Here is a 21,196-nt window from a genome sequence, read left to right on the forward strand (position 1 = left end):
TACGAATCTGGGTGGTTACGATGAAGCGGGCTAGCTTATCCCCTTGGGTCATCTTTATTGCATTGATAGTTTTATCGCAGTCCGTTGCGAGTGAGGTGCTGCTGGGAAGTGCAATTGCGAGCGAAATTGATGCTCAGGAAAAGGCGCAGGGGGGGCAGCAAGGTAGTTTCTGGTTGAGCTTGAGTGAGCCGGGCAAACAACCAAGTGTGATTGATGCAAAGCCGGGAATCTATGATGTCTTTGTTCGCGTTAGTCCATCGTTTCCCGAGCATGTCGTTTTGCACGGTAATGAGTCGGTAAAATTGACGGTGACGGGAGAGGGGGTGCGGAAATTTCCGATCGATCTAAAGTCGATCGGGTTGAACGAGGGCTGCTGCGCCGATAATCACAAATACTTGCAGTTAACCTATATGGTGCCCTCGTCCGAAAGCGAGCCAGAGGTCGGCATTTCCGCAGCGTTTCAGCGAATTTTAGCTGAGCGCCCGGGAGGTGTGACGGAAGTTGATCAAAGTCTCATTTTTTTAAATAGCCTAGATGATGCCTATAAATATTATAACTCCAATAGTTATCCCAATTATTTTAGGAAATGGAGAAAATACTCCTGGCTAGATAAGGCCGCAGAATCTTTCGGCGCTGGTGGAAGCTCCTCTGTTGTTGTCAAGGGTGTTAAAGATGGCTCAATATTTAGTGTAAATACGAATATTGATGTAAGCCGTTCTGCGGAAATTCGTATCCAGCTTAATCAATGCGCCTCCGGAGCCAAGATACAGGCAATTTTTGAAAATGCGGAAAAGTCGTTTCCCGTTCCTCTGATAATAGACCGAGCTAATTACATTAAAATTCCCCTTGGTCCCATAAAAGCGCGTGCCGCTTTAGCCAATGGGGGAGATACTGTTCGCCTCCGGAAGATAATCGCATATTCGGACCTTAGCGTAGCGGATATCCTGGCCTGTCATCCGCTGCGCGAACTTGAAACGTTTACCGCTGTTGATCCGGCTTTAAGGTCTGCCGCATTGATAACGCCCGAAAGCAGGGTTTTTGATCTGGGCGCGGGTGTCAGAGTTTTGCGCGTGCCGCTTGATTCGATAAGTGATCGAGCGGATTGGGGACGCTTGCTTCAATCTTTAGACGTTGTGGTCCGTCCGGCGGCTGGGGTCGCCGAGACGGATCTCTTTTTATTGAACGTCTCATTCGTTGATCCGATGCCCGGCGAATTGATGCCGCCGGTGTCAGCCTGCGGAAGTCTACCGAGGGATTATCCCTCGGGTGTGAGGCCCTTTACTCTCGGGCCATGCCCGGTTTGGGTCAGGTCATTCAATTTCGGCGGATTAGATCCCACGCCCTCGTCGGGTGAGGGCGGCGACCTCAACGTCGCGGTGAGTGCCTCCGGTGGAGTTAGATATCGCATGGATCACACCGGGCTGACATCCGTGACCTTCTCATTGAAGGGGGCGGACGATTGGCTGACGGTATCCGTCTTGCCGGCCGCTCTTCAGCGGCCTTCCCAACCTGCCGCTTTGGAATTGGTTTTTGACCCGCAGCTTCAGGTGACGACTGCAGACAACAAGATTGTCAGGCCCGGCTTGTTTTTCTTCAGTTCGCCACAAGACCTGAAATTTCGCATTACGAAGCCGGAAGCGGACGCGCAAGGATCGGGCGGGCTTTATAAATTTATAATCCGCTACGCCGGCGGCAACGTGTCGGGCGTGCCAGTGAATGACGCGAAAGTTAAGGAATACTGCCTTAACGATAGCGCATTGCAAGTATGTCAAGCGGGATCTCTTGAAAATCTTGCGGTCGGAGACGCTGGCCTTGTATTTACGGGTCCGAGCGCCAACATCTTGCGTGCCTCTTTGAGTGGGGTCATTGATCTGCCGGAAAAGTCGGCTGTCCAGGTTCTTGGTGATGCCGAAGGTAATTCCGTGAAAATGGAATTGGATCTGATTACGGCCGATAACAAATTGACGCATCGAGTTTTAAATATTGGTGAAATAGTCCCGCTATTTGGCCAGCCAACGTCAGTAAAAGAAGCGGTTCTCAAAATTATTCCGCCCGACGGAAAATTCAGAGTCTCATTACAGAGTGTCAACTTCTTGGCGATGGCGCCGGATGTTGCTGTATCGCCATTGAATGTGGTTTACTCGGTCTCTCGGAGTTTGTCGCTCCCCGTTGATGGTCTCACCCTCGCAAAGGGGGTGGAAGTGCAAGCCGAGCGAGGCGGCCTTAATATTCGCCGCTTAGAAGCGCCTTCGGTTGTCGAGCCGATCGTTCAATGGAGTTCAAAAAGTCCGGTGAGTGTCAGCGAGCTGTCAAGTCTGATTGTAGGCGTTCAAGGTGATTCCTATAATCCGTCTCATATGTCTTTGGAGATCGAGGCGACGATAGCGGGCAAGATGCGGCTATCGCGTTATGAGGTGAATGGGCGCGATAAGCTGACGATACCTAAAAGTGAAATCCTTCCCCCTTCTCCCGATGGCGCGACCGTTCCTACGTTCGTTTTCCGCCTTTTTGCTGAACCGCGCGGGAAGCCAAGTATATTTCCGACCGTTCTGACTCTCCACGCCTTAGCCAATGTGGCACGGCCAGGGCGCGATCTCGCCTCGCTCTTCCCAATTGTAGGCGTTGGTGGGAGAGAGTTCTATCTCAACCGGAATGAACTCGACGTTCTGGAGGCTAAGGAGTATCCGAACTGGATTAAGCTTGGCCGCGTCGAACTGAAGGGGTCTTCTCCCGTAGTGCGGGGAAATAATCCGATATTTCGCGCTACCGACCTTCTTTTGGATCCCGTGAAGTAGACAAGCGGGGCGCCGCGCTTGCTGGTTCAGAAAACGAAAGATGAAGTCTCATGAGTGATTTGATTGGACGTTACCGGTACGAAACATTTTTCAACTCCGAGCATCGCAAACGGTTCTTTCTCCCCTCCAAGATGGTGTGGGGAACGGGGGTGCGAGACGAGTTATTCAATATTATTGGCGACGATACGACTGTCGGACTGTTTTTCGATCAATTTTTCGAACGCGATCCGTTTGTTCAAACTATTCGCGAGCGCGCGGGCGATCGGCTGGTAATTGATCAGGCGTGTTATGCGCTGCCAAAAGCGCAGTCCTTGATAGATATTGCGGGTAAGACGAGCCCGCCGGATCTCGTCGTTTCGGTTGGTGGGGGGAGCACCATTGATGCCGCGAAGGCGGTGGTGGCGCAGTGGATTTTCGGTACGATCGACGATGTGGGGATGGGTGCAAAACGGGGTATGCCGTGGCTGAAAAATGCCAAGCGCCCGTTGATTGTCGGCGTTCCGACGACGGCCGGGACGGGTGCGGATGCGTCGCGCTATTACGTGACCTACGATCAGGACGACAAAGGCAAAATCCATGGCAAAAGTTGGGATTTGACCGCGGATTGGATCCTTGTCGATCCTTATTTCCTAAGAAGCGCTCCTGACGATCTGCTTGTTCTCTCCGCTTTTGATGCATTCGTGCATTTTTTCGAATCGTTTATTTGCCGCTTTGAGAGGTCCTGGGCGGGCGATCTGGCCTCGGTGGACGGAATCGGGCGAATTCTCGTCGGTTTAAAAGCGGTCTTGGCAGGGGACCGATCGGATGACGCGCTGTTACAGTTGCATTATGCCGCCGCCATGGGCGGTGTTGCCATTTCGAATATTCGAACGGGCAACATTCACGAGGCTGCTGGAGCTCTTCTCGAATTGATCCCCAGTTCCCATGCTGAAACTCTATTCGTATTTTTTGATTCCGCCTATGCTCAATACAGGTCGGCGATTGGCGATCGCGAAGGTCTGCTCATGCGGCATCTCGCAGCTCATTTTCCAGAATTGGGCTTTTCGTCCTTCGACGAAATTCGAAATTGGTGGAGTGGGGTATTCGAACAGCACGGCCTTAAGGCGCGTATTCAATCCGCAATGGCGACGGTGACGGATTGGAAGCAATCCTACACCCATATTTTCAACCGCACTTTCGACGACAAGGTATGGTGCGATAAAGAAAGCCCCGTCCCGTTAGATGCCGAGGCTGTGGCGCTTTTCATACGCGCAGGGCTGTTGGCATTCCTTCCGGTTTCGGTGCAGTCCGCCCTGGATTGAGCCGGGTGGGCGCATGGCAAGGCAGGAAAACATGATGGGCATCGGCGCTCCTCCGGATGATGTTTCCGACCGGCCCGCGTGGCGCCTGGAGGATGACTTTGATTTCGTCGTCGATTCTGTCGGCGAAGGCTGGGCAGCGATGCGGGGTGCCCGTGTCTTCATCACCGGTGGGACTGGTTTCGTGGGTCGCTGGCTGCTTGAAACCCTGAGCCGTGCGGAGCAACGCCGGGCTCTAGATATTAAGGCGATGGTGCTTACGCGCGACGTCGCCAGGTTTCGCGCGAAGGCGGCGCATCTTGCAGATGACCCGATGTTCGAGTTCGTAGCCGGCGATGTGACGAGTATGGCGCCACCGTCCGGAGAATTTACTCATATCGTGCATGCCGCAACCGACTCGGGAACGGATCTGCATATTTCTGATCCACTTAAGATGTTTGACACGGTCGTCGCCGGCACGCGGAGGGTTCTGGACTTCGCGGTGGAACGTAAGGTCAAGAGAGTGTTGTTCCTAAGTTCCGGTGCCGTTTACGGTCCTCAACCTTTCGAAATCAGCCATCAACGGGAAGTGTGGGCGGGAGGGCCGAATTTTAGCGATCCGAGACATGCTTATGCGGAGGGCAAGAGGGCCGCAGAAATGCTATGCGGAATTTATGCCCGACAATCTGGAATCGAAGTCACGACGGCTCGGATATTTGCCTTGGTGGGACCCTTTCTTTCGCTCGATGCTCACTTTGCAATCGGGAATTTTATTCGCGACGCTATTGCGGGAAAAAAAGTGGTGGTCCATAGCGATGGGCGTGCGCTCCGATCTTACCTCTACGCGGCCGATTTGGCGGCCTGGCTTTGGTCGATGCTCGCAAGGGCGCCAAGAGACAGCCACTATAATGTCGGGTCAGAAGAAGCCATTTCGATCCGGGACCTCGCTGCCCGCGTTGCGCAGGTGGTCGGCACTGGCGAGTATGAGGTGCTAGGCAAGCCGGATGGGAACTGGAACCCTGGCCGGTACGTGCCCTCCACGGAGCGCATTCGCACCGAGCTCGGCCTCACAGCAAAGGTGTCTCTGAATGATGCCATTTGGCGCACGGCGATGTGGAGCCGGCCTCGCTGACTGCCGTCCGCCCGTGGCTTGATTCAGGGTGAAGTGCGGTCTGTTTCGATTCAAGGACCTGACACGAAGCGCAGCCCTTTTTTAGAAACGCGGTCGATCAGGACCCAGAAGGAGCCCGAGGTTGAGATTTCGGCGGCGCGGGCATTCCGCTCGCAGGAGAGCGATGCTGGTCCCCTAAGCGAAACACCCTTCAGAGCGGCATGGCGGTTTCCGAGGTGGGACCGTTACCGAATTAAAGGCGGATCACGACCTCACTCCGCAGCACGTGCGCGGCCGCCATCCTGGCGCTCCGCCTTAAGAAGTGGCGCGGGTGATCCGCGCGTGTCCACCAATGCCAGCACATATGCTTGCGATCTGCGGAGCCGGCAGGGTATCATCCACCCTCAAATGGGTGTTCTCAGCGTCAGATGCGACCTTGTCCATATATCACATTGCAACAATAGTTTGTCTTGAGGTAAATCGGTAAGCCTCGTCGTTTGAAAGGCGCGCACCGTTGTTCGGGGTGCTGACGACACGCCCGCGAGCGGGCGGATTTGGTGCATAAGCCGGCTCGCAATCTCTGAGGGCGCTGGGAGCGAACGTGTTGATGGAGATGGACAGCGGCCATTTGGTGGAACTGGCGGCTCTACGGGCGACGTTGGACAAGGAAATCGCCCGAGCCGAAGAGCGCATACGCCAGCAGGAAACCGAACTCGGAAACCTGAGTCTGCGCCTCGAAGCGGCCCTTTCGCGCGCCGAGATGGAACGCCGCCGGCGCCATAGTGTCTCCGATCTGATCCGAGCCCAGCCGGTTTCCGCCCGCCGTGGGGTGCGGGGCGTGAAGGGGCGGCTGATCCGGCGGTTCGGCTCGGGCGAATTGGCGGCCAATTGCCGCCTGCTGCTGGATTCCGGTCTTTTCGATCGGCAGTTTTACCTGGACCAGTATCGCCAGCCCGATTCCGTCAGTGTCGAGCCGGTCGTGGACTATCTGCTGCGCGGCGGCTTCGAAGGCTGCTGGCCGAACCCCGTCTTCGATTCCGATTTTTATCTCGCCACCTATCCGGACGTGGGCAGCGCGGCCTTGAACCCGCTGTGGCATTATATTCTCTATGGCGAGGCCGAGGGCCGGGTTCCCAGCGCGAACTTCAGCCCGATCGCCTATCGCGATGAGCATCCCGAGCTGGAACCGTGGCAATCGCCGCTGGCGGACTATCTTTCCAAGCAGGTGCCGGACCGGCGGCGCAGCAGCGGCCTTAAGGCGGTTCCGGGGGCGCTTTGGCGCGCAGGGTTGCGCTGGCTGCGGGCCTCTCGCTACAAGAAAATGGCCAAGACCACCGTTCCGGCATACCGGGCCGGGCTTCTGGGAAATCACGCCCGCCACGTCGCGTTCCGCCCCGGCCGCAAGGGCATGATGGATGATGCGCTCCCCACGGTGCGCACCGGAACCTACGAATGGCGCAACCAATCGCCCAGCTATGCCTATATCGCCCCGCGGTGCCCGCCCGATCTGGATGAGCGCATCGCGCGCTTCCGTGCGACGCCGCGCTTCTCCATCATCGTGCCGCTCTACAATACCCCGCTCGACGTGCTTCGCCGCATGGTGGCCTCGGTCGAAGCGCAATGGTATCCGCACTGGGAATTGATCCTGGTGGACGACCGCAGCCCCCGCGAGGAGGTGCGCCAGGCCCTTGCCCTGCTCAGGGACCCGCGCGTCATCGTCAAGAATCTCACCGAGAACAGGGGCATATCCGGCGCGACCAACGAAGCCATAGCCCTGGCGGGCGGGGATTTCCTGGTCTTCCTCGACCATGACGACGAACTGACCGAGGATTGCCTCTACGAGCTTGCGGCCTGCATCGACCGGGAGGATCCCGACTTCATCTATAGCGATGAAGACAAGATCGCGACCAACGGCACGTTCGTGGAGCCGTTCTTCAAGCCGGACTGGTCTCCCGACACGCTCATGAGCCTGATGTACACGTGCCACGTGAGCTGCGTGCGCCGCAGCCTGGCGCTGAAAGTCGGGCCGCTCCGCTCGGAATTTGACGGTTCGCAGGATTGGGACTTCGTCCTGCGCCTCACCGAGATGACCCGGAAAATCTCCCATATTCCGAAGGTCCTGTATCATTGGCGCATCATGCCGGGTTCGGCGGCCGCCGAGTTCGACGCCAAGCCGGAAGCGCTTTCAGCCGCGGTCAACCTGCGCCTGGAAGCGATGCAGCGACGCGGTGTCAGCGGCGCCTGCGAGCCGGTGGAAGGGCTGAAGGCCTATATGCGGGTACGGTACGATGTGGTGCAGGCGCCCCGTGTGTCGATCATCATCCCGTCCAAGAACAATTGGGCCGTGCTGCGGCAATGCCTGCGCTCGATCCAGGACCGGAGCAGCTATCGGAATTTCGAGCTGATCGTGGTCGATAATGGCTCAACCGAAGCGGAAGCCATCGCCTATCTGGACAGCCTCAAGGCGGAAGAAGGCGTGCGCGTGGTGCTGCACGATTACCCGTTCAATTTCTCGGCGCTCTGCAATGTCGGGGTGCGCGCCGCGTCGGGCGAGATCCTGCTGTTTCTCAACGACGATACCGAAGTGATCACCCCCGACTGGCTCGACCGCATGATCGGTTATGCCCAGCAGCGCCACATCGGCGCCGTCGGGGCCAAGCTTTTGTATCCCAAGTCGCAACGGGTGCAGCACGCGGGCGTGGTCTATATCGCCGATGGCCCGAGCCACGCCTTCCTCGGCGCAAATGCCAAGGACCCCTGCTATTACGCACGCAACATGCTGGATGCGAACTGGCTGGCGGTCACCGGCGCGTGCCTCATGGTGGAGCGTAGCAAGTTTGAAGCGGTCGGCGGGTTCGATGAATCCTTCCCGGTTGCCTATAACGATGTGGATCTGTGCTTCCGCCTGGTGGAGGCGGGTCTGTTCAATGTGGTGTGCCCGGCCGCCGAGCTGCTGCATTACGAATCCATGAGCCGTGGCATTGATCACGTCAGTGCAGAGAAAATGGCGCGCCTGCGCGCCGACAAGCGGCGGCTGGACGTGGCGCATCCACTTTTCTTCATGCGCGATCCCTTCTTCTCCCCTAATTTGCACCCGAACGATCTGACTTTCCGCGTTCCTTCCTGAGGACGGGATGCGTAAAGTCTGCGTGGTGTGACGGCGCAAGCGGCTTTGCGCCATCACGCGAGAAGAAGGGTGAAGGGGGTCCGGTTTTGACAATGAACGCGGCTTTGGAGGCGGCAGATATCGTCTGGTTCGATGTCTGCAAGACCTTGTTCATCCGCCCATTGGTGGAGCCGGAGCATCTTTTTGACCTGGTGGGTGCGAGCGTCGGCATGCCCGACTTCAGGTCCCGTCGCCTCGCCGCCGAGGCATTGGCGCGCCAGCAGGCGGGAGTTGAACAGCCGCTCACCCTCGACCTGATCTATGATCACCTGGAGGCGAGCCCCACCGAGCGCAATCTCGCCAAGCGCACGGAATATCGGTTCGAGCAGGCCCTGTGGCTGCCCAATCCGCGCGTGGAGCCGATGTTCCGGGACGCCGCCGCGCTGGGGCGCGCGGCTCTCGCGGGTTCAACCCATCTTCCTGCCGCCTTTTTCGAGGAATTGCTCGCGCACCACGCCTTGCCTCGGGCGCCGCTCTTCCTGTCGCAGGATGGGGCGGGGTCGCTCGATCCGGTCGCCCTGGCGATGCGCATCGCCCATGACCTCGATGTGGCGCCGGATCGGATTTTCCCCCTGGTGCATGAGGGTGCCGAGAGCGCGCCGCTCGAACAAGGTGCCTTTCCCCTGCCAACGGAAGGGGGGGCCGCCTCGGTCGCCTTCGGCATGAATCGTCTCGCCAGCGGCCTGCCTCAAGGATCCTGCGAAGCGCTGGGCTTTCGTGTCGCGGGCCCGGTCGCGACGGGATTCCACCATTGGCTGGATCAGCAGGCGCGGCGCGACAATATCGACCTGCTGCTGCTTTGTCCGGGGGTGGGAGCCGCCATCGAGAGGATGTCCCGCCATCCCGACGCGCCATCTTTGTGCCGCCATGATTATTTCCGCGTCGGTCCCACCGTGATCATGCTGGCCGGCACCCATGACCGCAATTTCGATACCCGCATCGACATGCTTCTGGCGGGAGCGCACGGGCTGCGGACGTTCGAATTGCTGCAACGCTTGGATATTCCCGCGCCCGCCAGCTTCGTGCTGGCCGATATTGGGCTCGGCGACGATGTCGTCATAGATGCAACCACCGAGCCGCTGGTGCGACGGTTCCTCAGCGCGTATCGCTGGGAAATCCTCAAGGTGGCGCGCCGCAATCGCCGCGGCTTGTTCCGCAGCCTGCTGGACCATGGGCTCACCCCCAAGATGCGGGTTGCGCTGGTGGATATCGGCTGGGACGGCACGCTGGTGGAATCCTTCGCCCAGGCGCTGGAACATATGTTCGACGTGGAGATCTTCGGCTATTCCCTGTGCTTGCTCGATACGCCGGAAAGCCGTCGGCGCCAGGGGCGGTTCAATCTGAAAGGGCTGTTCTCGCGGGCAAGCCTGCCGGCGGAGCGGCTCGCGGCCCTCGGCGGCAATCGTACCGCGATCGAGCTTCTGTTCACGCCGCCGCACCGGGAGATCATCGGCCTCGACGATCTGCCGGGTGCCATCGTGCCGATCGAGAGTGAGATCGGCCCGTCTTCGGAGCGGCTGGCGGGGGTTTCGAACGCGGTAATGGAGGGGATCGCGGCGTTCGCGGCTCCCTTCAACACTTTTTGCGTGCGGGCAAGATTCCAGCCCGAGCCGATTGCGGTCTGCCAGCCCTTCCTCGTGGTCGCGACCGATCCGGAGGCCGTGGCCGGGCCGATCGTGGCCGCGCTTGAGACGTAGGACGCGCTCTGATCCGTCTTCGATCCTGACCCCCACATGAAAAAGCCGCCCGTGGGGGCGGCTTTTGTCGTTTCGGCGGATCGCTCCCTCAGGACGCGTGCGATGGCGCGGGATGGGGCGCATCGTGCCCGCTGGCGCCATGGCCATCGGACGCGGGATGAAGATCCGGCAACGCCTCGCCATGCTGCACCAGCGGGCGGTTTCCGGCGAGGCGGCGCAGCAGCACATAGAACACCGGGGTGAGGAAGATGCCGAACACCGTCACCCCGATCATCCCCGCGAACACTGCGACGCCCATGGCATGACGCATTTCCGCACCCGCGCCGGTGGAGGTGACCAGCGGCACCACGCCCATGATGAAGGCCAGCGAGGTCATCAGGATCGGCCGCAGGCGCAGCCGGCTCGCCTCGATGGCGGCCTCGATGGGCTTTCGGCCCTGGAACTCCAGTTCGCGGGCGAATTCCACGATCAGGATCGCGTTCTTCGCCGACAGGCCCACCAGCACGATCAGGCCGATCTGGGTGAACACATTGTTGTCCCCGGCGCTGAGCCAGACGCCGGCCATGGCCGCGAGCAGGCCCATGGGCACGATCATGATGATCGCCAGCGGCAAGGTGAGGCTCTCGTACTGGGCGGCGAGCACCAGGAACACCAGGAAGATCGAGAGCGGCAACACCCACACCGCCGAATTGCCCGCCAGGATGTCCTGGTAGGTCAATTCCGTCCATTCGAAGCCGAAGCCCTTGGGCAGGGTTTCGGCGGCGACCCGCTCGATGGCCGCCTGCGCCTCGCCGGAGGAGAAGCCGGGCGCCGGCCCGCCGTTCACGTCCGCCGAAAGGAAGCCGTTATAGCGCATGGCCCGTTCCGGTCCCGCCGCCGAGCGCACCTTCAGCAGCGCGGACAGCGGCACCATCTCGCCGGTCTTGGAGCGCACCTTGAGCTGACCCACGTCTTCCGGGCGGGCGCGGAACGGCGCGTCGGCCTGCACGCGCACGGTGTAAGTGCGGCCGAACTTATTGAAATCGTTCACATAGGACGAGCCCAGATAGATCTGCATGGTGTTGAACACGTCCGTCACCGCGACGCCGAGCTGGCGCGCCTTGGTGCGGTCGATGTCGGCGAACAATTGCGGCACGTTCACCTGGTAGGAGGAGAACAGGCCGGCCAGCTCGGGCTGCTGCATGGCCTTGGCCATGAACGCCTTCGTGGCTTCGTCGAGCGCCTCGTAGCCGAAGCCGGCGCGATCCTCCAATTGCAGCTTGAACCCGCCGATGGTGCCGAGCCCCTGGACCGGCGGCGGCGGGAACATGGCGATGATGGCTTCGCTGATGGAGGCGAACTTCTTGTTCAGCTGCATGGCGATGGCGCCGCCATTCAGCTCCGGCGTCTTGCGCTCCTCGAACGCCTTAAGGCCGACGAACACGATGCCGGAATTGGAGGAATTGGTGAATCCGTTGATCGACAGGCCCGGAAAGGCAATGGCCGATTCGACGCCGGGCTGCTTGAGCGCGATGTCGCTCATGCGGCGGATCACCTCTTCCGTCCGGTCGAGGGTGGCGCCATCCGGCAATTGGGCGAAGCCGACCAGATATTGCTTGTCCTGCGCCGGCACGAAGCCGCCTGGAACCGCGCGGAACAGCACCACGGTGCAGGCGACCAGCACCAGGTAGAAGCCCACCATGATGCCCTTGCGGGAGATCGCACCCTTCACCCCATTGCCATAGGCGCGGGACCCGCGGGTAAAGACGGAGTTGAAGCCGCGGAACAGCCAGCCGAGCGAGCGGTCCATGATGCGGGTCAGGCGGTCCTTCGGCGCATCGTGGCCGCGCAGAAGCAGAGCCGCAAGGGCCGGCGAAAGGGTCAGCGAATTCACCGCCGAAATCACGGTGGAAATCGCGATCGTGAGTGCAAATTGCTTGTAAAATTGTCCCGACAAGCCGGTGATGAAGGCGAGCGGCACGAACACCGCGATCAGCACGAGGGCAATCGCGATGATCGGGCCCGACACTTCCTTCATGGCGCGATAGGTGGCTTCGCGTGGGGCGAGGCCCTGCTCGATGTTGCGCTCCACATTTTCCACCACGACGATGGCGTCATCGACCACGATGCCGATGGCGAGCACCAGGCCGAACAGGGTCAAGGCATTGATGGAGAAGCCGAATACATACATCACGCCGAACGTGCCGACGATCGAGACCGGCACCGCCAGCAGCGGGATGATGGAGGCGCGCCAGGTCTGCAGGAACAGGATCACCACCAGCACCACCAGCAGCACAGCTTCCAGCAGGGTGTGGATGACCGCGTCAATGGAGGCACGCACGAACTGGGTGGTGTCGTAGACGATGGAATAATCCACCCCGTCCGGCATGTTCTCCTTGATTTCCGCCATCACCCGGCGAACTTCGTCGGCGATGCGGATGGCGTTCGAGCCGGGCGCCTGGAACACCGGCACTGCGACGGCCGACTTGTTGTTCAGCAGCGAACGCAGGGCGTAATCGGCGGCGCCGAGCTCGATGCGGGCGATGTCGCGCAGGCGCACCACTTCGCCATTGTCGCCGCTCTTCACGACGATGTCGCCGAACTCTTCCTCGGTCTGGAGGCGGCCCTGGGCGTTGACGGAGAGCTGAAGGTCGAGCCCGTCAACGCCGGGCGAGGCGCCCACCGTGCCGGCCGCAGCCTGCACGTTTTGCGCCTGGATCTCGGCCACCACATCGCTGGCGGAAAGCCCGTGCTCGGCCACCTTCTGCGGGTCCAGCCACACGCGCATGGAATAATCGCCCGAGCCGAACAATTGCACGTCGCCCACGCCGGCGATGCGGGCGAGGCGGTCCTTCACGTTCAGCACCGCGTAATTGCGCAGATAGGTCATGTCGTAGCGCCCGTTGGGCGACAACAGGTGAACCACCAGCATCAGGTCCGGCGAGCTCTTGATGGTGGTGATGCCGAGGCGGCGCACGTCTTCCGGCAGGCGCGGCTCGGCCTGGGAGACGCGGTTCTGCACCAATTGCTGGGCCTTGTCCGGGTCGGTGCCGAGCTTGAAGGTGACGGTCAGCGTCATCAGGCCATCGGTGGTGGTCTGGCTGCTCATGTAGAGCATGCCTTCCACGCCATTGATCTGTTCCTCGATGGGGGTTGAGACGGTTTCCGCGATCACCTTGGGATTGGCGCCAGGATAGTTGGCGCGCACCACGATCTGGGGCGGCACCACCTCGGGATATTCGGAAATCGGCATCACCCGAAGCGCCAGCAGGCCGCCGAGGAAGATCAGGACCGAGAGCACGCCTGCGAAGATCGGGCGGTCGATGAAGAATTTGGAGAGATTCATGACATCCTCCCCCGCAGGGGCATAAGCGGTCGGGCTCCGCGGGCGGGTAGCCCGGGAGCGGAGAAAACGCGGCTACAGGTGACGCGGCCCGTCCCCGGGGAAGCTCCCTGGGAGCGGGCCGGCAGGATCAGCGTTGGGCGACGTCGTCAGCCGCGGCGGCCTGGGCGGTCTTGGTGACGTCCATGGGCACGGTCTGCGGCACCACCAGCGCGCCGGGGCGGATGCGCTGCAGCCCGTTCACCACCACGCGCTCGCCGGCCGTCAGGCCGCTGGTGACGATACGCAGGTTGCCGACGGGCTCGCCGAGGGTGATTTCGCGATAATTGGCCTTGCCCTCGCCATCCACCACCAGGACGAACTTCTTGTTCTGGTCGGTGCCGACGGCGCGCTCGCTCACCAGCAAGGCATCCGCATTGGTGGTGCGGCCCATGCGCAAGCGGGCGAACTGGCCAGGAATGAGGCGGCCGTCGGGATTGTCGAACACCGCGCGCACCCGCACCGTGCCGGTTTTTGCGTCCACCTGATTGTCGATCAGCTGAAGATGCCCGCGCACCGGCGTGCCGTTGCTGGTGACGGTCAGCATTTCCACCGGAATGCGCTCCAGCGGCAGCTTGTCGCTGCCGGTCTCGGGCGAGAGGCCGGCAAGCGCGCGCAGAACCACTTCTTCGTCCGCGTGGAAGCTGGCGTAGATCGGGTCGGTGGAGACCAAAGTGGTCAGCACCACCGAGCCCGGTCCCGCCGAGATCAGATTGCCCGCGGTCACTTCCAGCTTGCCGACGCGGCCGGAGACGGGGGCGCGAATTTCGGTGTAGCTGAGATTCAGCTCGGCCGATTGGAGCGTCGCCTGGGCGGCGCGCAGATTGGCCTGGGCCTCACGATGGGCATTCAGCCGCTCGTCGAGGTCGCGCTGGGCGACCGTGCGGGATTCGAACAGACGCTGTCCGCGCTCCAGATCCGCCTTGGTCAGAGCAACGCGCGCCTCGGCGGCGGTCACCTGGGCCTGGGTGCGATCCACTTCGGCCTGATAGGGCGCGGGGTCGATGGTGATGAGCAGCGCGCCTTCCTTCACCAGCGCACCCTCGCGGAAATGCACGGCCTGGATCGCGCCAGCGACGCGCGAGCGCAGTTCCACACGCTCGATGGCCTCGAGCCGGCCGGAGAATTCATCCCACACCGGCGCATCGCGCTTTTCGATGACGGCGACCGAAACCGGAACGCCGGCCGGTGCCTTGGCGGGATCGCTCGCCTGGGCGGCACCGTGAGGCATGACATAAGGAATGGCGAGGCCGGCGGACAGGGCGGTCGCGGCGAGGGCGGCGATGACGAGGCGGCGGGTGGTGATGATCCGGGTCATAGGAGCGATCCTGGCGTTCAGATAAGGGCGGACTGTGCCGGCAGGCCGGGCCGCATGGCGGCCCGAAGCTCGGCGAAGAAAGCGGAGAACAAATCGCGCAGCCGCTCGGCCCAGGCGGCCTCGCGCGATGCGGCTTCGGAAAGGCTGGCGGGCCAGCCGGTGGGGCTGTCGAAGACGTGGGCCTGCACGCACACTTGCGCCTTGCGCAGCTTGTCGGCATATCGAACGCTCTCGTCCCGCATGGGGTCGTCTTCCGCCGTGACCACCAGTGCCGGCGCAAGGCCGGTGAGGCGCGAGGCGGAGGCGGGCGCGGCATAGGGATGGGCGGCCTTGTCGGCGGAGCCCAAATATTTCTGCCAGCCGTCCGCCCATTTGCAGCCCACCGGGCCGGCATCGGCCTCGCGGATCGAGCAGGTGGCGAGCGAGGGGTCGAGCATGGGCGAGATCAGGATCTGCCCCGCGAGCGGCGGGGCCTTCTGGTCGCGCGCCATCAGCGCGACGCCGGCGGCCAGATTGCCTCCGGCTTCCTCGCCGGCGACCAGCAGCGGCGCGCGCTTGGTGCTCCATTTGGCGCGCTCGCGGTTGAGGCCTTCCAGAGCTGCGAACGCGATGTCGAGCGGGTAGGGAAAAGGCTTTTCGCAGGCCAGCGGATAATCAAGCGACACCACGGTGGCGCCGGCTTGCGCCAGCAAGTTCGCGATGGTGCACCCGGCATCCAGCGTGCCAGTGATGAAGGTGCCGCCGTGCAGGTGGAGAATGAGCGGCGCCGTGCGCGAGGCACCCGGCCGGCGCAGCACGCGCACCGGAACGGCATCGCCACTCGACATCACGATACGATCTTCGCTCCAGGGCAGGGGCATGGCAGGGGTCCGGATTGGCGCAAAGCCAGCCAATCGTTCATCGGCGTTTTGCGATGCGTCATGGATATGCCCCTAAGTCGCTTGAATAAAGATGCAATTTTTGACTACATTATTTCCATATGTGAATAATGAGCGCCAAAGCCGCTAAGGGCTCTGTTGATATGGATCAATTTGCTGCAATGCGGGCTTTTGTGGGCGTGGTGGAGGCCGGCACATTCACCCGGGCCGCCGATCTCCTGCGGGTGCCTAAGCCCACGCTCACCAAGCAGATTCAGCAGCTCGAAGCGCATCTGCGCACGCGCTTGCTCAACCGCACCACGCGGCGCGTGACCGTGACGCCGGACGGCGCGGCCTATTATGAGCGGGCCGTCACGCTCTTGGCGGACCTTGACGAACTGGACGGGTCGATGACCCAGCAGCAAGGCACGCCGCAGGGGCGGCTGCGGGTCGATATCAGCCCCAGCCTGGCGCTGCTGGTTCTCATTCCCTCACTGCCGGATTTCTACGCCCGCCACCCCGATATTCAGGTCGACCTCGGCGTGACCGACCGGCCGGTGGATTTGCTGAGCGAGAATGTGGATTGCGTCATCCGGGGCGGCGAGATAACCGACCCGTCCCTGGTGGCGCGGCGCATCGGCGAACTCGGGATGATCACCTGCGCGGCCCCGGCCTATCTCGCGCGCTACGGCACCCCCACGCATCCGAGCCAGCTGGATGGTGACTTTCCCGTAGTGCGCTATTTCAGCGCCCGCACGGGGCGATATTTCCCGCTGGAATTCGTGCGCGACGGGCAGACGCTGGAGATCGACGGCCGCTATGCGCTCTCGGTGAACGAGGGCAATTCCTATCTCGCCGCCGGGGTGGCCGGCCTTGGCATCATCCAGCCGCCGAGCTTTCTTGCCCATGCCGCCCTCGGGCGCGGCGATCTCGTGTCGGTGCTGACCGCATGGAGCACGGAGCCGTTTCCGCTTCATGTGGTCTATCCGCCCAACCGACATCTCAGCGCGCGGCTGCGGGTGTTCGTGGATTGGGTGGCCGAGCTGTTCGCCGCCCACGACCTCATTCAGCGCCGCTCGACCTTGCGGTGATCGTCAGGCGGGGGTGCGGATGACCCAGTGCTTGCGCATGGTTTCCAGCACTTCCCAGGTGCCCGAAAATCCCGGCTCCAGCACGAAGGCTTCGCCTGGCCCCGCCTCGATGCGGCTGCCGTCGTCCCCAGTCACGATGCAGCGGCCGGTGCGCACGAGGCAATATTCCCATTCCTCGTAGGTCACCCGTCATTTTCCCGGCGTCGCCTCCCATTCGCCGGTGCACAGGCGTTCGGCGGGCGCGTCATAGGTGACCCAGACGCGGGTCTGCGGCGTGCCGGAAATCAGCACATCCGCCGCGATTGGCGTTGTTTCAGCGGATTGTTCGTCGCACGCGAGTTTGTGCAGGCGCATTTCACTCTCCCCTTAGAGCCGCAGCACGCAGGCGCCACCGGTCAAACCGGCCCCGGCCGCCGTGAGCACCAGGGTTTCCCCGCGCCGGAACGCGCGGTCGCGATGCGCGAGGGACAGGGATAAAGGAATCGTCGCGGCCGAGGAATTGCCGTAGCGGGCAATGCTGCGCACCACTTTTTCCGGCGCGATGCCGAGCTGATGGGCCACCATGTCCAGCATGCGCGCATTGGCTTGGTGCGGCGCGAGCCAATTCACTGCACCCGCATGCAGGGCCGCAGTCTGGAGCGCGGCCTTTGCGGATTCGGTCATCATCCGCACCGCCTGGACGTACAGCTCGCGGCCGTCGGTGATGGTCATGCGGGTTTCTTCGAACGGCAGGTCCGGGCCGAACGGCCGGCTGCTGCCGCCGCCGGGAATGGTGACGAGATCATAGCCGGCGCCGTCGGCGGCCAGCGACACGCCGAGAATGCCGGTGTCCGGCTCTTCGGATGGGGCCAGTACGACCGCGCCCGCCGCATCGGCGAACAGCACCGCACTGCCCCGCTCGGCGGGATTGATCCGGCGGCTCAGGATATTCGCGGCCACCACCAGCGCCGGCTTGCGATGCAGCCGCACGAAGCCTTCCGCCAGCACCAGCGCATAGAGAAAGCCCGCGCACGCGCCCGCGAGATCCGCTGCGCCGGAACGGGTGAGGCCCAGCCGGTGCGCCAGCAGCGGGGCGGTGGGCGGCAGAAGTTGATCCGGCGTCGAGGTGGCAAGCAGGGTCAGGCCGATGTCCGCGCGTGGAAGATCCGCCTCGGCAAGCGCCATTTCCGCCGCGCCCTGGGCAAGGCCCGAGAGCGTCTCGCCAGGCTGTGCCCAGCGGCGCGCCTCGATGCCGGTGCGCCGGGCGATCCAGCCGGGCTCCAGCGCCAATTGCGCTTCCAGCTCGGCGTTCAGCACCTCGCGCGCCGGCACGGCATGGCCAAAGCCGATGATGCGGCTGGTGGAAAAGGCGCTCATGGGGCGGTTCCGAACAGGTCCGCTGCCGCGCCGACGGCTTCATACAAGCCGTCGAGCTCAGCGGGGGTGATGCAATAGGGCGGCATCAGATAGAGCACGTTCCCAAGCGGGCGAACCAGGAAGCCGCGCTCCAGGAAGAACGCCCGCAGCTTCGGACCCACTTCGGCGAGATAGCCGCCCTTCGCCACCTTCAGGTCCAGCGCGGCAATCGTGCCGCAGCGCCGGGGATTTTCGAACCGCCCGTCGCCCGCGAACCTTGCGATGCGTTCGGCCTGGAGGGAACAGAGGGCTGCGACCCGTTCCCGCACCGGCTCGTCCCGCCATACCCGCACATTGGCGAGGCCGGCGGCGCAGGCGATGGGGTTGGCGGTATAAGAAGAGGAATGGAAGAAGGTCTTGGCCCGGTCGGTGGAATAATGCGCCTCGAACACTTCCGCCGTGGCAAGCGTCGCCGCCAGCGGAATCGCGCCCCCGGTCAAGCCTTTGGACGTGCAGAGGATGTCCGGTGAGATCCCGGCCTGCTCGCAGGCGAACAGGGTGCCGGTGCGGCCCCAGCCGGTCATCACCTCGTCGGCGATGAAGAGGGTGCCGGTCTCTTGCGCGATGCGCTTCAGCTCGGCGAGGACCTGCGGCCCATACATGCGCATGCCGCCGGAGCCGAGGATCAGCGGCTCGACGATGAGCGCGGCGGCCTTTCCGGCGCGGGCGAAGCCTTCGAACGCGTCCAGCGTCTCCTGTTCCCGGCCCGGCGCGGGGAAGGGGATGGTGTCGACCGCGAACAGCAGGGGCTCGTATGCTGCATTGAACACGCCGCGCGCGCCCACGCTCATGGTTCCGATGGTATCGCCGTGATAGCTGTCCTCCATCACCACGATGCGGCTGCGCCCTTCGCCGCGATTGCGGAAGGTGCCGAGCGCCATCTTCAGCGCCACTTCCACGGCGGTGGAGCCGGAATCCGAATAGAAGACGTGATCGAGCCCAGCCGGGGTGAGCTTCACCAGCTCGCGCGCCAGCGCTTCCGCCGGCGCATGGGTGAAGCCGGCGAAGATGATCTGGTCCAATTCCTCCGTCGCCGCGCGGATCGCCTCCATGATGGGGGGATGGCGATGGCCGTGGGTGATGACCCACCAGGAGGAAATCGCATCCAGGATGCGCTTGCCCTCCGCCGTTTCGAGATAGGCCCCTTGGGTGCGCGCGATCAGCGGCGGAGTCGGTTCGGTCGCATGCTGGGTGAAGGGGTGCCAGACGGGGGAGGCGTTCATCATAGGGGTTCCGCGCGTTCGGGCGCAAAATCGCCGATGTCGAAGGCGGCGGAAAATGCAGCCGCCAGCGCATCGGGGGTCAAGGGATCGAGGCGCGGCAGGCGGCCGAGGATCCGTGCGCCGGAGAAGGCGCCGATCGTCTCCTGGCTGTCTCTCATCTCGTCGCCGACGAAGGCGATGCCCAGCAGCGGAATCCCGCGTCGCTTCAGGGCTTCCACCGAAAGCAGTGTGTGGTTGATGGTGCCGAGTTGCGTGCGCGCGCACAGCACCACCGGAAAACCCCAGCGGGCGAACTGGTCGATGGTAAGGAGCGAACGCGTCAGCGGCACCATGAGCCCGCCCGCGCCCTCGATCACCAACGGGCCCTGGACCTGAGGCGGCACCAGCGCGCCGGGGTCAATGGCGACGCCGTCCAGCTCCGCCGCCAGATGGGGCGATGCCGGCGTGTTGAGGCGATAGGCCTCCGGCAGAATGCGGTCGGCAGGCAGGCGGGTGAGCCGCCGCACCAGTTCGCTGTCGGTCTCCTCCTCCAGCCCCGATTGCACCGGCTTCCAATAAGAAGCGCCGAGCGCGCCCGCGAGGGCGGCGGAAAAGACGGTTTTGCCGATACCCGTATCGGTGCCCGTCACGACCAAACGAAAGCTCATGCCGCGACCCGCTCCAGCGCCTCGGCGATGGCGCCCGTGAGGCCGTCGATGATGGCCTCGTCCACGTTCAGGGTGAGCGAAATGCGCAGACGTGCCGTTCCTTCCGGCACCGTGGGCGGGCGGATGGCGCGGCAATCGAAGCCCGCCGCGCGCACATGCGCCGCCACCGCCGCCGCGCGCGCATTGGAGCCGAGGATGACCGGCACGATTTGCGAGCCGCTGGCCGGCCAGCCCATGGCGCCGAGCCGTTCGCCCGCGCGTGCAACCAGTGCGGAAAGGCGGGCGCGGCGCTCCGGCTCGTCCTTTAGCATGCGCAGTCCCTCGCGCACCGCCGCCGCCATCAGCGGAGACGGGGCGGTGGCATAGATGAAGGGGCGGGCGCGGTTCACCAAAAAGTCGATCAGCGTGGCATGCCCCGCCACCAAAGCGCCCGAGGCGCCGAGCGCCTTGCCGCAGGTGTGCAGGGTGATGAGGGCATCGCGCCCTTCCAGATGGGCCGCGCGCCCGCGCCCGTCGGGCCCGAACACGCCGGTGGCATGGGCTTCGTCGGCGATCAGGAAACCGTCGTGCCGCTCGGCAATTGCGATGAGGTCGTCCAGCGGGGCAGCGTCGCCATCCATGGAATAGATGGTCTCAACGACGATCCACGGCGTGCCCCGCCCGCCGCGCGCGCGCCAGGCGATGATCGCATCTTCCACCGATTGGGCATCGTTGTGGAGCGCCGCGACGGTCTCAGCCTTGCCGGTCTTCATACCCTCGTGGACGCTGGCGTGGATGAGCGCGTCATAAACCACGAGGTCGCCGCGCTGGGGCAAAGCGGAGAGCAAGGCGACATTGGCATTATAGCCGCCGCCGAAGAACAGCGCGCGCCCGGCGCCGAAGAATTCGGCCGCCTCCGCCTCCAGCGCCTCATGTTCGGGATGATTGCCGCGCAGCAAGCGCGAGCCGGCCGCGCCCACCGGGACGCCGCGGGCGACCGCCGCCTCCACCGCCGCCGCGAGACGGGGGGAGGCGGCAAGGCCGATATAATCATTGGAGGCGAAATCGTATCCCGCCCGGCCTTCCAAGGCCCGCCGCCGGCTCTTGGCCTTGAGGCCGGCGAGGGTGGTTTCGAACCGTGCGAGCCGTCCGCTCATTGGGCGACGTCCGCCTCCTCGGGCGAAATCCCCAGGCGCCGGAAGAGGGCAGCGTCGTGATCCTCGCCGGGATTGTCGGCGGTGAGCAGGCATTCGCCCACAAAGATCGAGTTGGCGCCGGC

16 protein-coding genes (1 of these 16 running past the window's edge) are annotated in these 21,196 nt (G+C 63.0%); 6 read left to right on the forward strand and 10 right to left on the reverse strand.

Annotated features, from left to right (window positions below; translation table 11 throughout):
- Positions 1-20 precede the first annotated feature (20 nt).
- The 5 genes from V5F78_RS21795 to V5F78_RS21815 all read left to right on the forward strand — a co-directional run bounded on the left by V5F78_RS21795 (position 21) and on the right by V5F78_RS21815 (position 10,046).
- On the forward strand, positions 21-2,795 hold the full coding sequence (locus tag V5F78_RS21795; RefSeq protein WP_394071896.1) for a hypothetical protein: 2,775 nt from the start codon (positions 21-23) through the stop codon (positions 2,793-2,795).
- Between the two features lie 50 nt (positions 2,796-2,845).
- The gene (locus V5F78_RS21800; RefSeq protein ID WP_394071895.1) at positions 2,846-4,096 is read left to right on the forward strand and encodes an iron-containing alcohol dehydrogenase; all 1,251 of its coding nucleotides are present in this window, start codon (positions 2,846-2,848) and stop codon (positions 4,094-4,096) included.
- A 13-nt stretch (positions 4,097-4,109) separates the two neighbouring features.
- Positions 4,110-5,204 carry an NAD-dependent epimerase/dehydratase family protein gene (locus V5F78_RS21805; protein WP_394071894.1) on the forward strand — a complete coding sequence of 365 codons (1,095 nt, stop codon included), beginning with the start codon at positions 4,110-4,112 and terminating at the stop codon, positions 5,202-5,204.
- 586 nt (positions 5,205-5,790) lie between these two features.
- Entirely contained in the window at positions 5,791-8,310 is a 2,520-nt protein-coding gene (locus V5F78_RS21810) for a glycosyltransferase family 2 protein (protein ID WP_394071893.1), read from the forward strand.
- Positions 8,311-8,402: 92 nt separating this feature from the next.
- Positions 8,403-10,046 (forward strand): hypothetical protein, encoded by a 1,644-nt coding sequence (locus V5F78_RS21815; RefSeq protein ID WP_394071892.1) that lies wholly within the window; start codon positions 8,403-8,405, stop codon positions 10,044-10,046.
- An 88-nt stretch (positions 10,047-10,134) separates the two neighbouring features.
- Here V5F78_RS21815 and V5F78_RS21820 read toward each other — a convergent pair whose 3' ends face one another.
- From V5F78_RS21820 to V5F78_RS21830, 3 genes are all read right to left on the reverse strand, one after another.
- Positions 10,135-13,371 (reverse strand): efflux RND transporter permease subunit, encoded by a 3,237-nt coding sequence (locus V5F78_RS21820; protein WP_394071891.1) that lies wholly within the window; start codon positions 13,369-13,371, stop codon positions 10,135-10,137.
- 127 nt (positions 13,372-13,498) lie between these two features.
- Positions 13,499-14,725: an efflux RND transporter periplasmic adaptor subunit gene (locus V5F78_RS21825; RefSeq protein WP_394071890.1), complete on the reverse strand. Its 1,227-nt coding sequence runs from the start codon at positions 14,723-14,725 to the stop codon at positions 13,499-13,501.
- Between the two features lie 17 nt (positions 14,726-14,742).
- On the reverse strand, positions 14,743-15,585 hold the full coding sequence (locus tag V5F78_RS21830; RefSeq protein ID WP_394071889.1) for an alpha/beta hydrolase: 843 nt from the start codon (positions 15,583-15,585) through the stop codon (positions 14,743-14,745).
- A 161-nt stretch (positions 15,586-15,746) separates the two neighbouring features.
- Between V5F78_RS21830 and V5F78_RS21835 the strand changes: the two genes are divergently transcribed.
- Complete coding sequence (locus V5F78_RS21835; RefSeq protein ID WP_394071888.1) at positions 15,747-16,673, forward strand: LysR family transcriptional regulator; 927 nt, start codon at positions 15,747-15,749, stop codon at positions 16,671-16,673.
- Positions 16,674-16,676: 3 nt separating this feature from the next.
- Here V5F78_RS21835 and V5F78_RS21840 read toward each other — a convergent pair whose 3' ends face one another.
- The 7 genes in view from V5F78_RS21840 to bioB are tightly spaced (at most 12 nt apart) and all read right to left on the reverse strand, a layout consistent with a single transcriptional unit that may run on beyond the window.
- Positions 16,677-16,859: a cupin domain-containing protein gene (locus tag V5F78_RS21840; protein WP_394071887.1), complete on the reverse strand. Its 183-nt coding sequence runs from the start codon at positions 16,857-16,859 to the stop codon at positions 16,677-16,679.
- A gap of 3 nt (positions 16,860-16,862) precedes the next feature.
- Entirely contained in the window at positions 16,863-17,027 is a 165-nt protein-coding gene (locus V5F78_RS21845) for a hypothetical protein (RefSeq protein ID WP_394071886.1), read from the reverse strand.
- A gap of 12 nt (positions 17,028-17,039) precedes the next feature.
- Entirely contained in the window at positions 17,040-18,029 is a 990-nt protein-coding gene (locus V5F78_RS21850) for a beta-ketoacyl-ACP synthase III (protein WP_394071885.1), read from the reverse strand.
- A complete protein-coding gene (locus tag V5F78_RS21855) occupies positions 18,026-19,291 on the reverse strand; it encodes an adenosylmethionine--8-amino-7-oxononanoate transaminase (RefSeq protein WP_394071884.1) in 1,266 nt (421 codons plus the stop codon). The genes V5F78_RS21850 and V5F78_RS21855 overlap by 4 nt, the downstream gene beginning before the upstream one ends.
- Positions 19,291-19,938, reverse strand: a complete 648-nt coding sequence (gene bioD / locus V5F78_RS21860) for a dethiobiotin synthase (RefSeq protein WP_394071883.1) — start codon at positions 19,936-19,938, stop codon at positions 19,291-19,293. Before bioD ends, V5F78_RS21855 begins: the two co-directional genes overlap by 1 nt.
- Positions 19,935-21,074, reverse strand: a complete 1,140-nt coding sequence (locus V5F78_RS21865; protein ID WP_394071882.1) for an 8-amino-7-oxononanoate synthase — start codon at positions 21,072-21,074, stop codon at positions 19,935-19,937. Before V5F78_RS21865 ends, bioD begins: the two co-directional genes overlap by 4 nt.
- Positions 21,071-21,196, reverse strand: the 3' end of a protein-coding gene (bioB, locus tag V5F78_RS21870; RefSeq protein ID WP_394071881.1) for a biotin synthase BioB. The gene runs 909 nt beyond the window's last position; only the last 126 of its 1,035 coding nucleotides appear in the window; its start codon lies off the right edge, out of view — the gene reads right to left on this strand; the stop codon is at positions 21,071-21,073. Before bioB ends, V5F78_RS21865 begins: the two co-directional genes overlap by 4 nt.

Source organism: Roseixanthobacter glucoisosaccharinicivorans (assembly GCF_043195095.2).
Taxonomy (GTDB): Bacteria; Pseudomonadota; Alphaproteobacteria; order Rhizobiales; family Xanthobacteraceae; genus NCEH01.

Coding starts and splice junctions, on each gene's coding strand:
- V5F78_RS21795 (WP_394071896.1), top strand. CDS start 21: ATGAAGCGGGCTAGCTTATCCCCTTGGGTCATCTTTATTGCATTGATA.
- V5F78_RS21800 (WP_394071895.1), top strand. CDS start 2,846: ATGAGTGATTTGATTGGACGTTACCGGTACGAAACATTTTTCAACTCC.
- V5F78_RS21805 (WP_394071894.1), top strand. CDS start 4,110: ATGGCAAGGCAGGAAAACATGATGGGCATCGGCGCTCCTCCGGATGAT.
- V5F78_RS21810 (WP_394071893.1), top strand. CDS start 5,791: ATGGAGATGGACAGCGGCCATTTGGTGGAACTGGCGGCTCTACGGGCG.
- V5F78_RS21815 (WP_394071892.1), top strand. CDS start 8,403: ATGAACGCGGCTTTGGAGGCGGCAGATATCGTCTGGTTCGATGTCTGC.
- V5F78_RS21820 (WP_394071891.1), bottom strand. CDS start 13,371: ATGAATCTCTCCAAATTCTTCATCGACCGCCCGATCTTCGCAGGCGTG.
- V5F78_RS21825 (WP_394071890.1), bottom strand. CDS start 14,725: ATGACCCGGATCATCACCACCCGCCGCCTCGTCATCGCCGCCCTCGCC.
- V5F78_RS21830 (WP_394071889.1), bottom strand. CDS start 15,585: ATGCCCCTGCCCTGGAGCGAAGATCGTATCGTGATGTCGAGTGGCGAT.
- V5F78_RS21835 (WP_394071888.1), top strand. CDS start 15,747: ATGGATCAATTTGCTGCAATGCGGGCTTTTGTGGGCGTGGTGGAGGCC.
- V5F78_RS21845 (WP_394071886.1), bottom strand. CDS start 17,027: ATGCGCCTGCACAAACTCGCGTGCGACGAACAATCCGCTGAAACAACG.
- V5F78_RS21850 (WP_394071885.1), bottom strand. CDS start 18,029: ATGAGCGCCTTTTCCACCAGCCGCATCATCGGCTTTGGCCATGCCGTG.
- V5F78_RS21855 (WP_394071884.1), bottom strand. CDS start 19,291: ATGAACGCCTCCCCCGTCTGGCACCCCTTCACCCAGCATGCGACCGAA.
- bioD (WP_394071883.1), bottom strand. CDS start 19,938: ATGAGCTTTCGTTTGGTCGTGACGGGCACCGATACGGGTATCGGCAAA.
- V5F78_RS21865 (WP_394071882.1), bottom strand. CDS start 21,074: ATGAGCGGACGGCTCGCACGGTTCGAAACCACCCTCGCCGGCCTCAAG.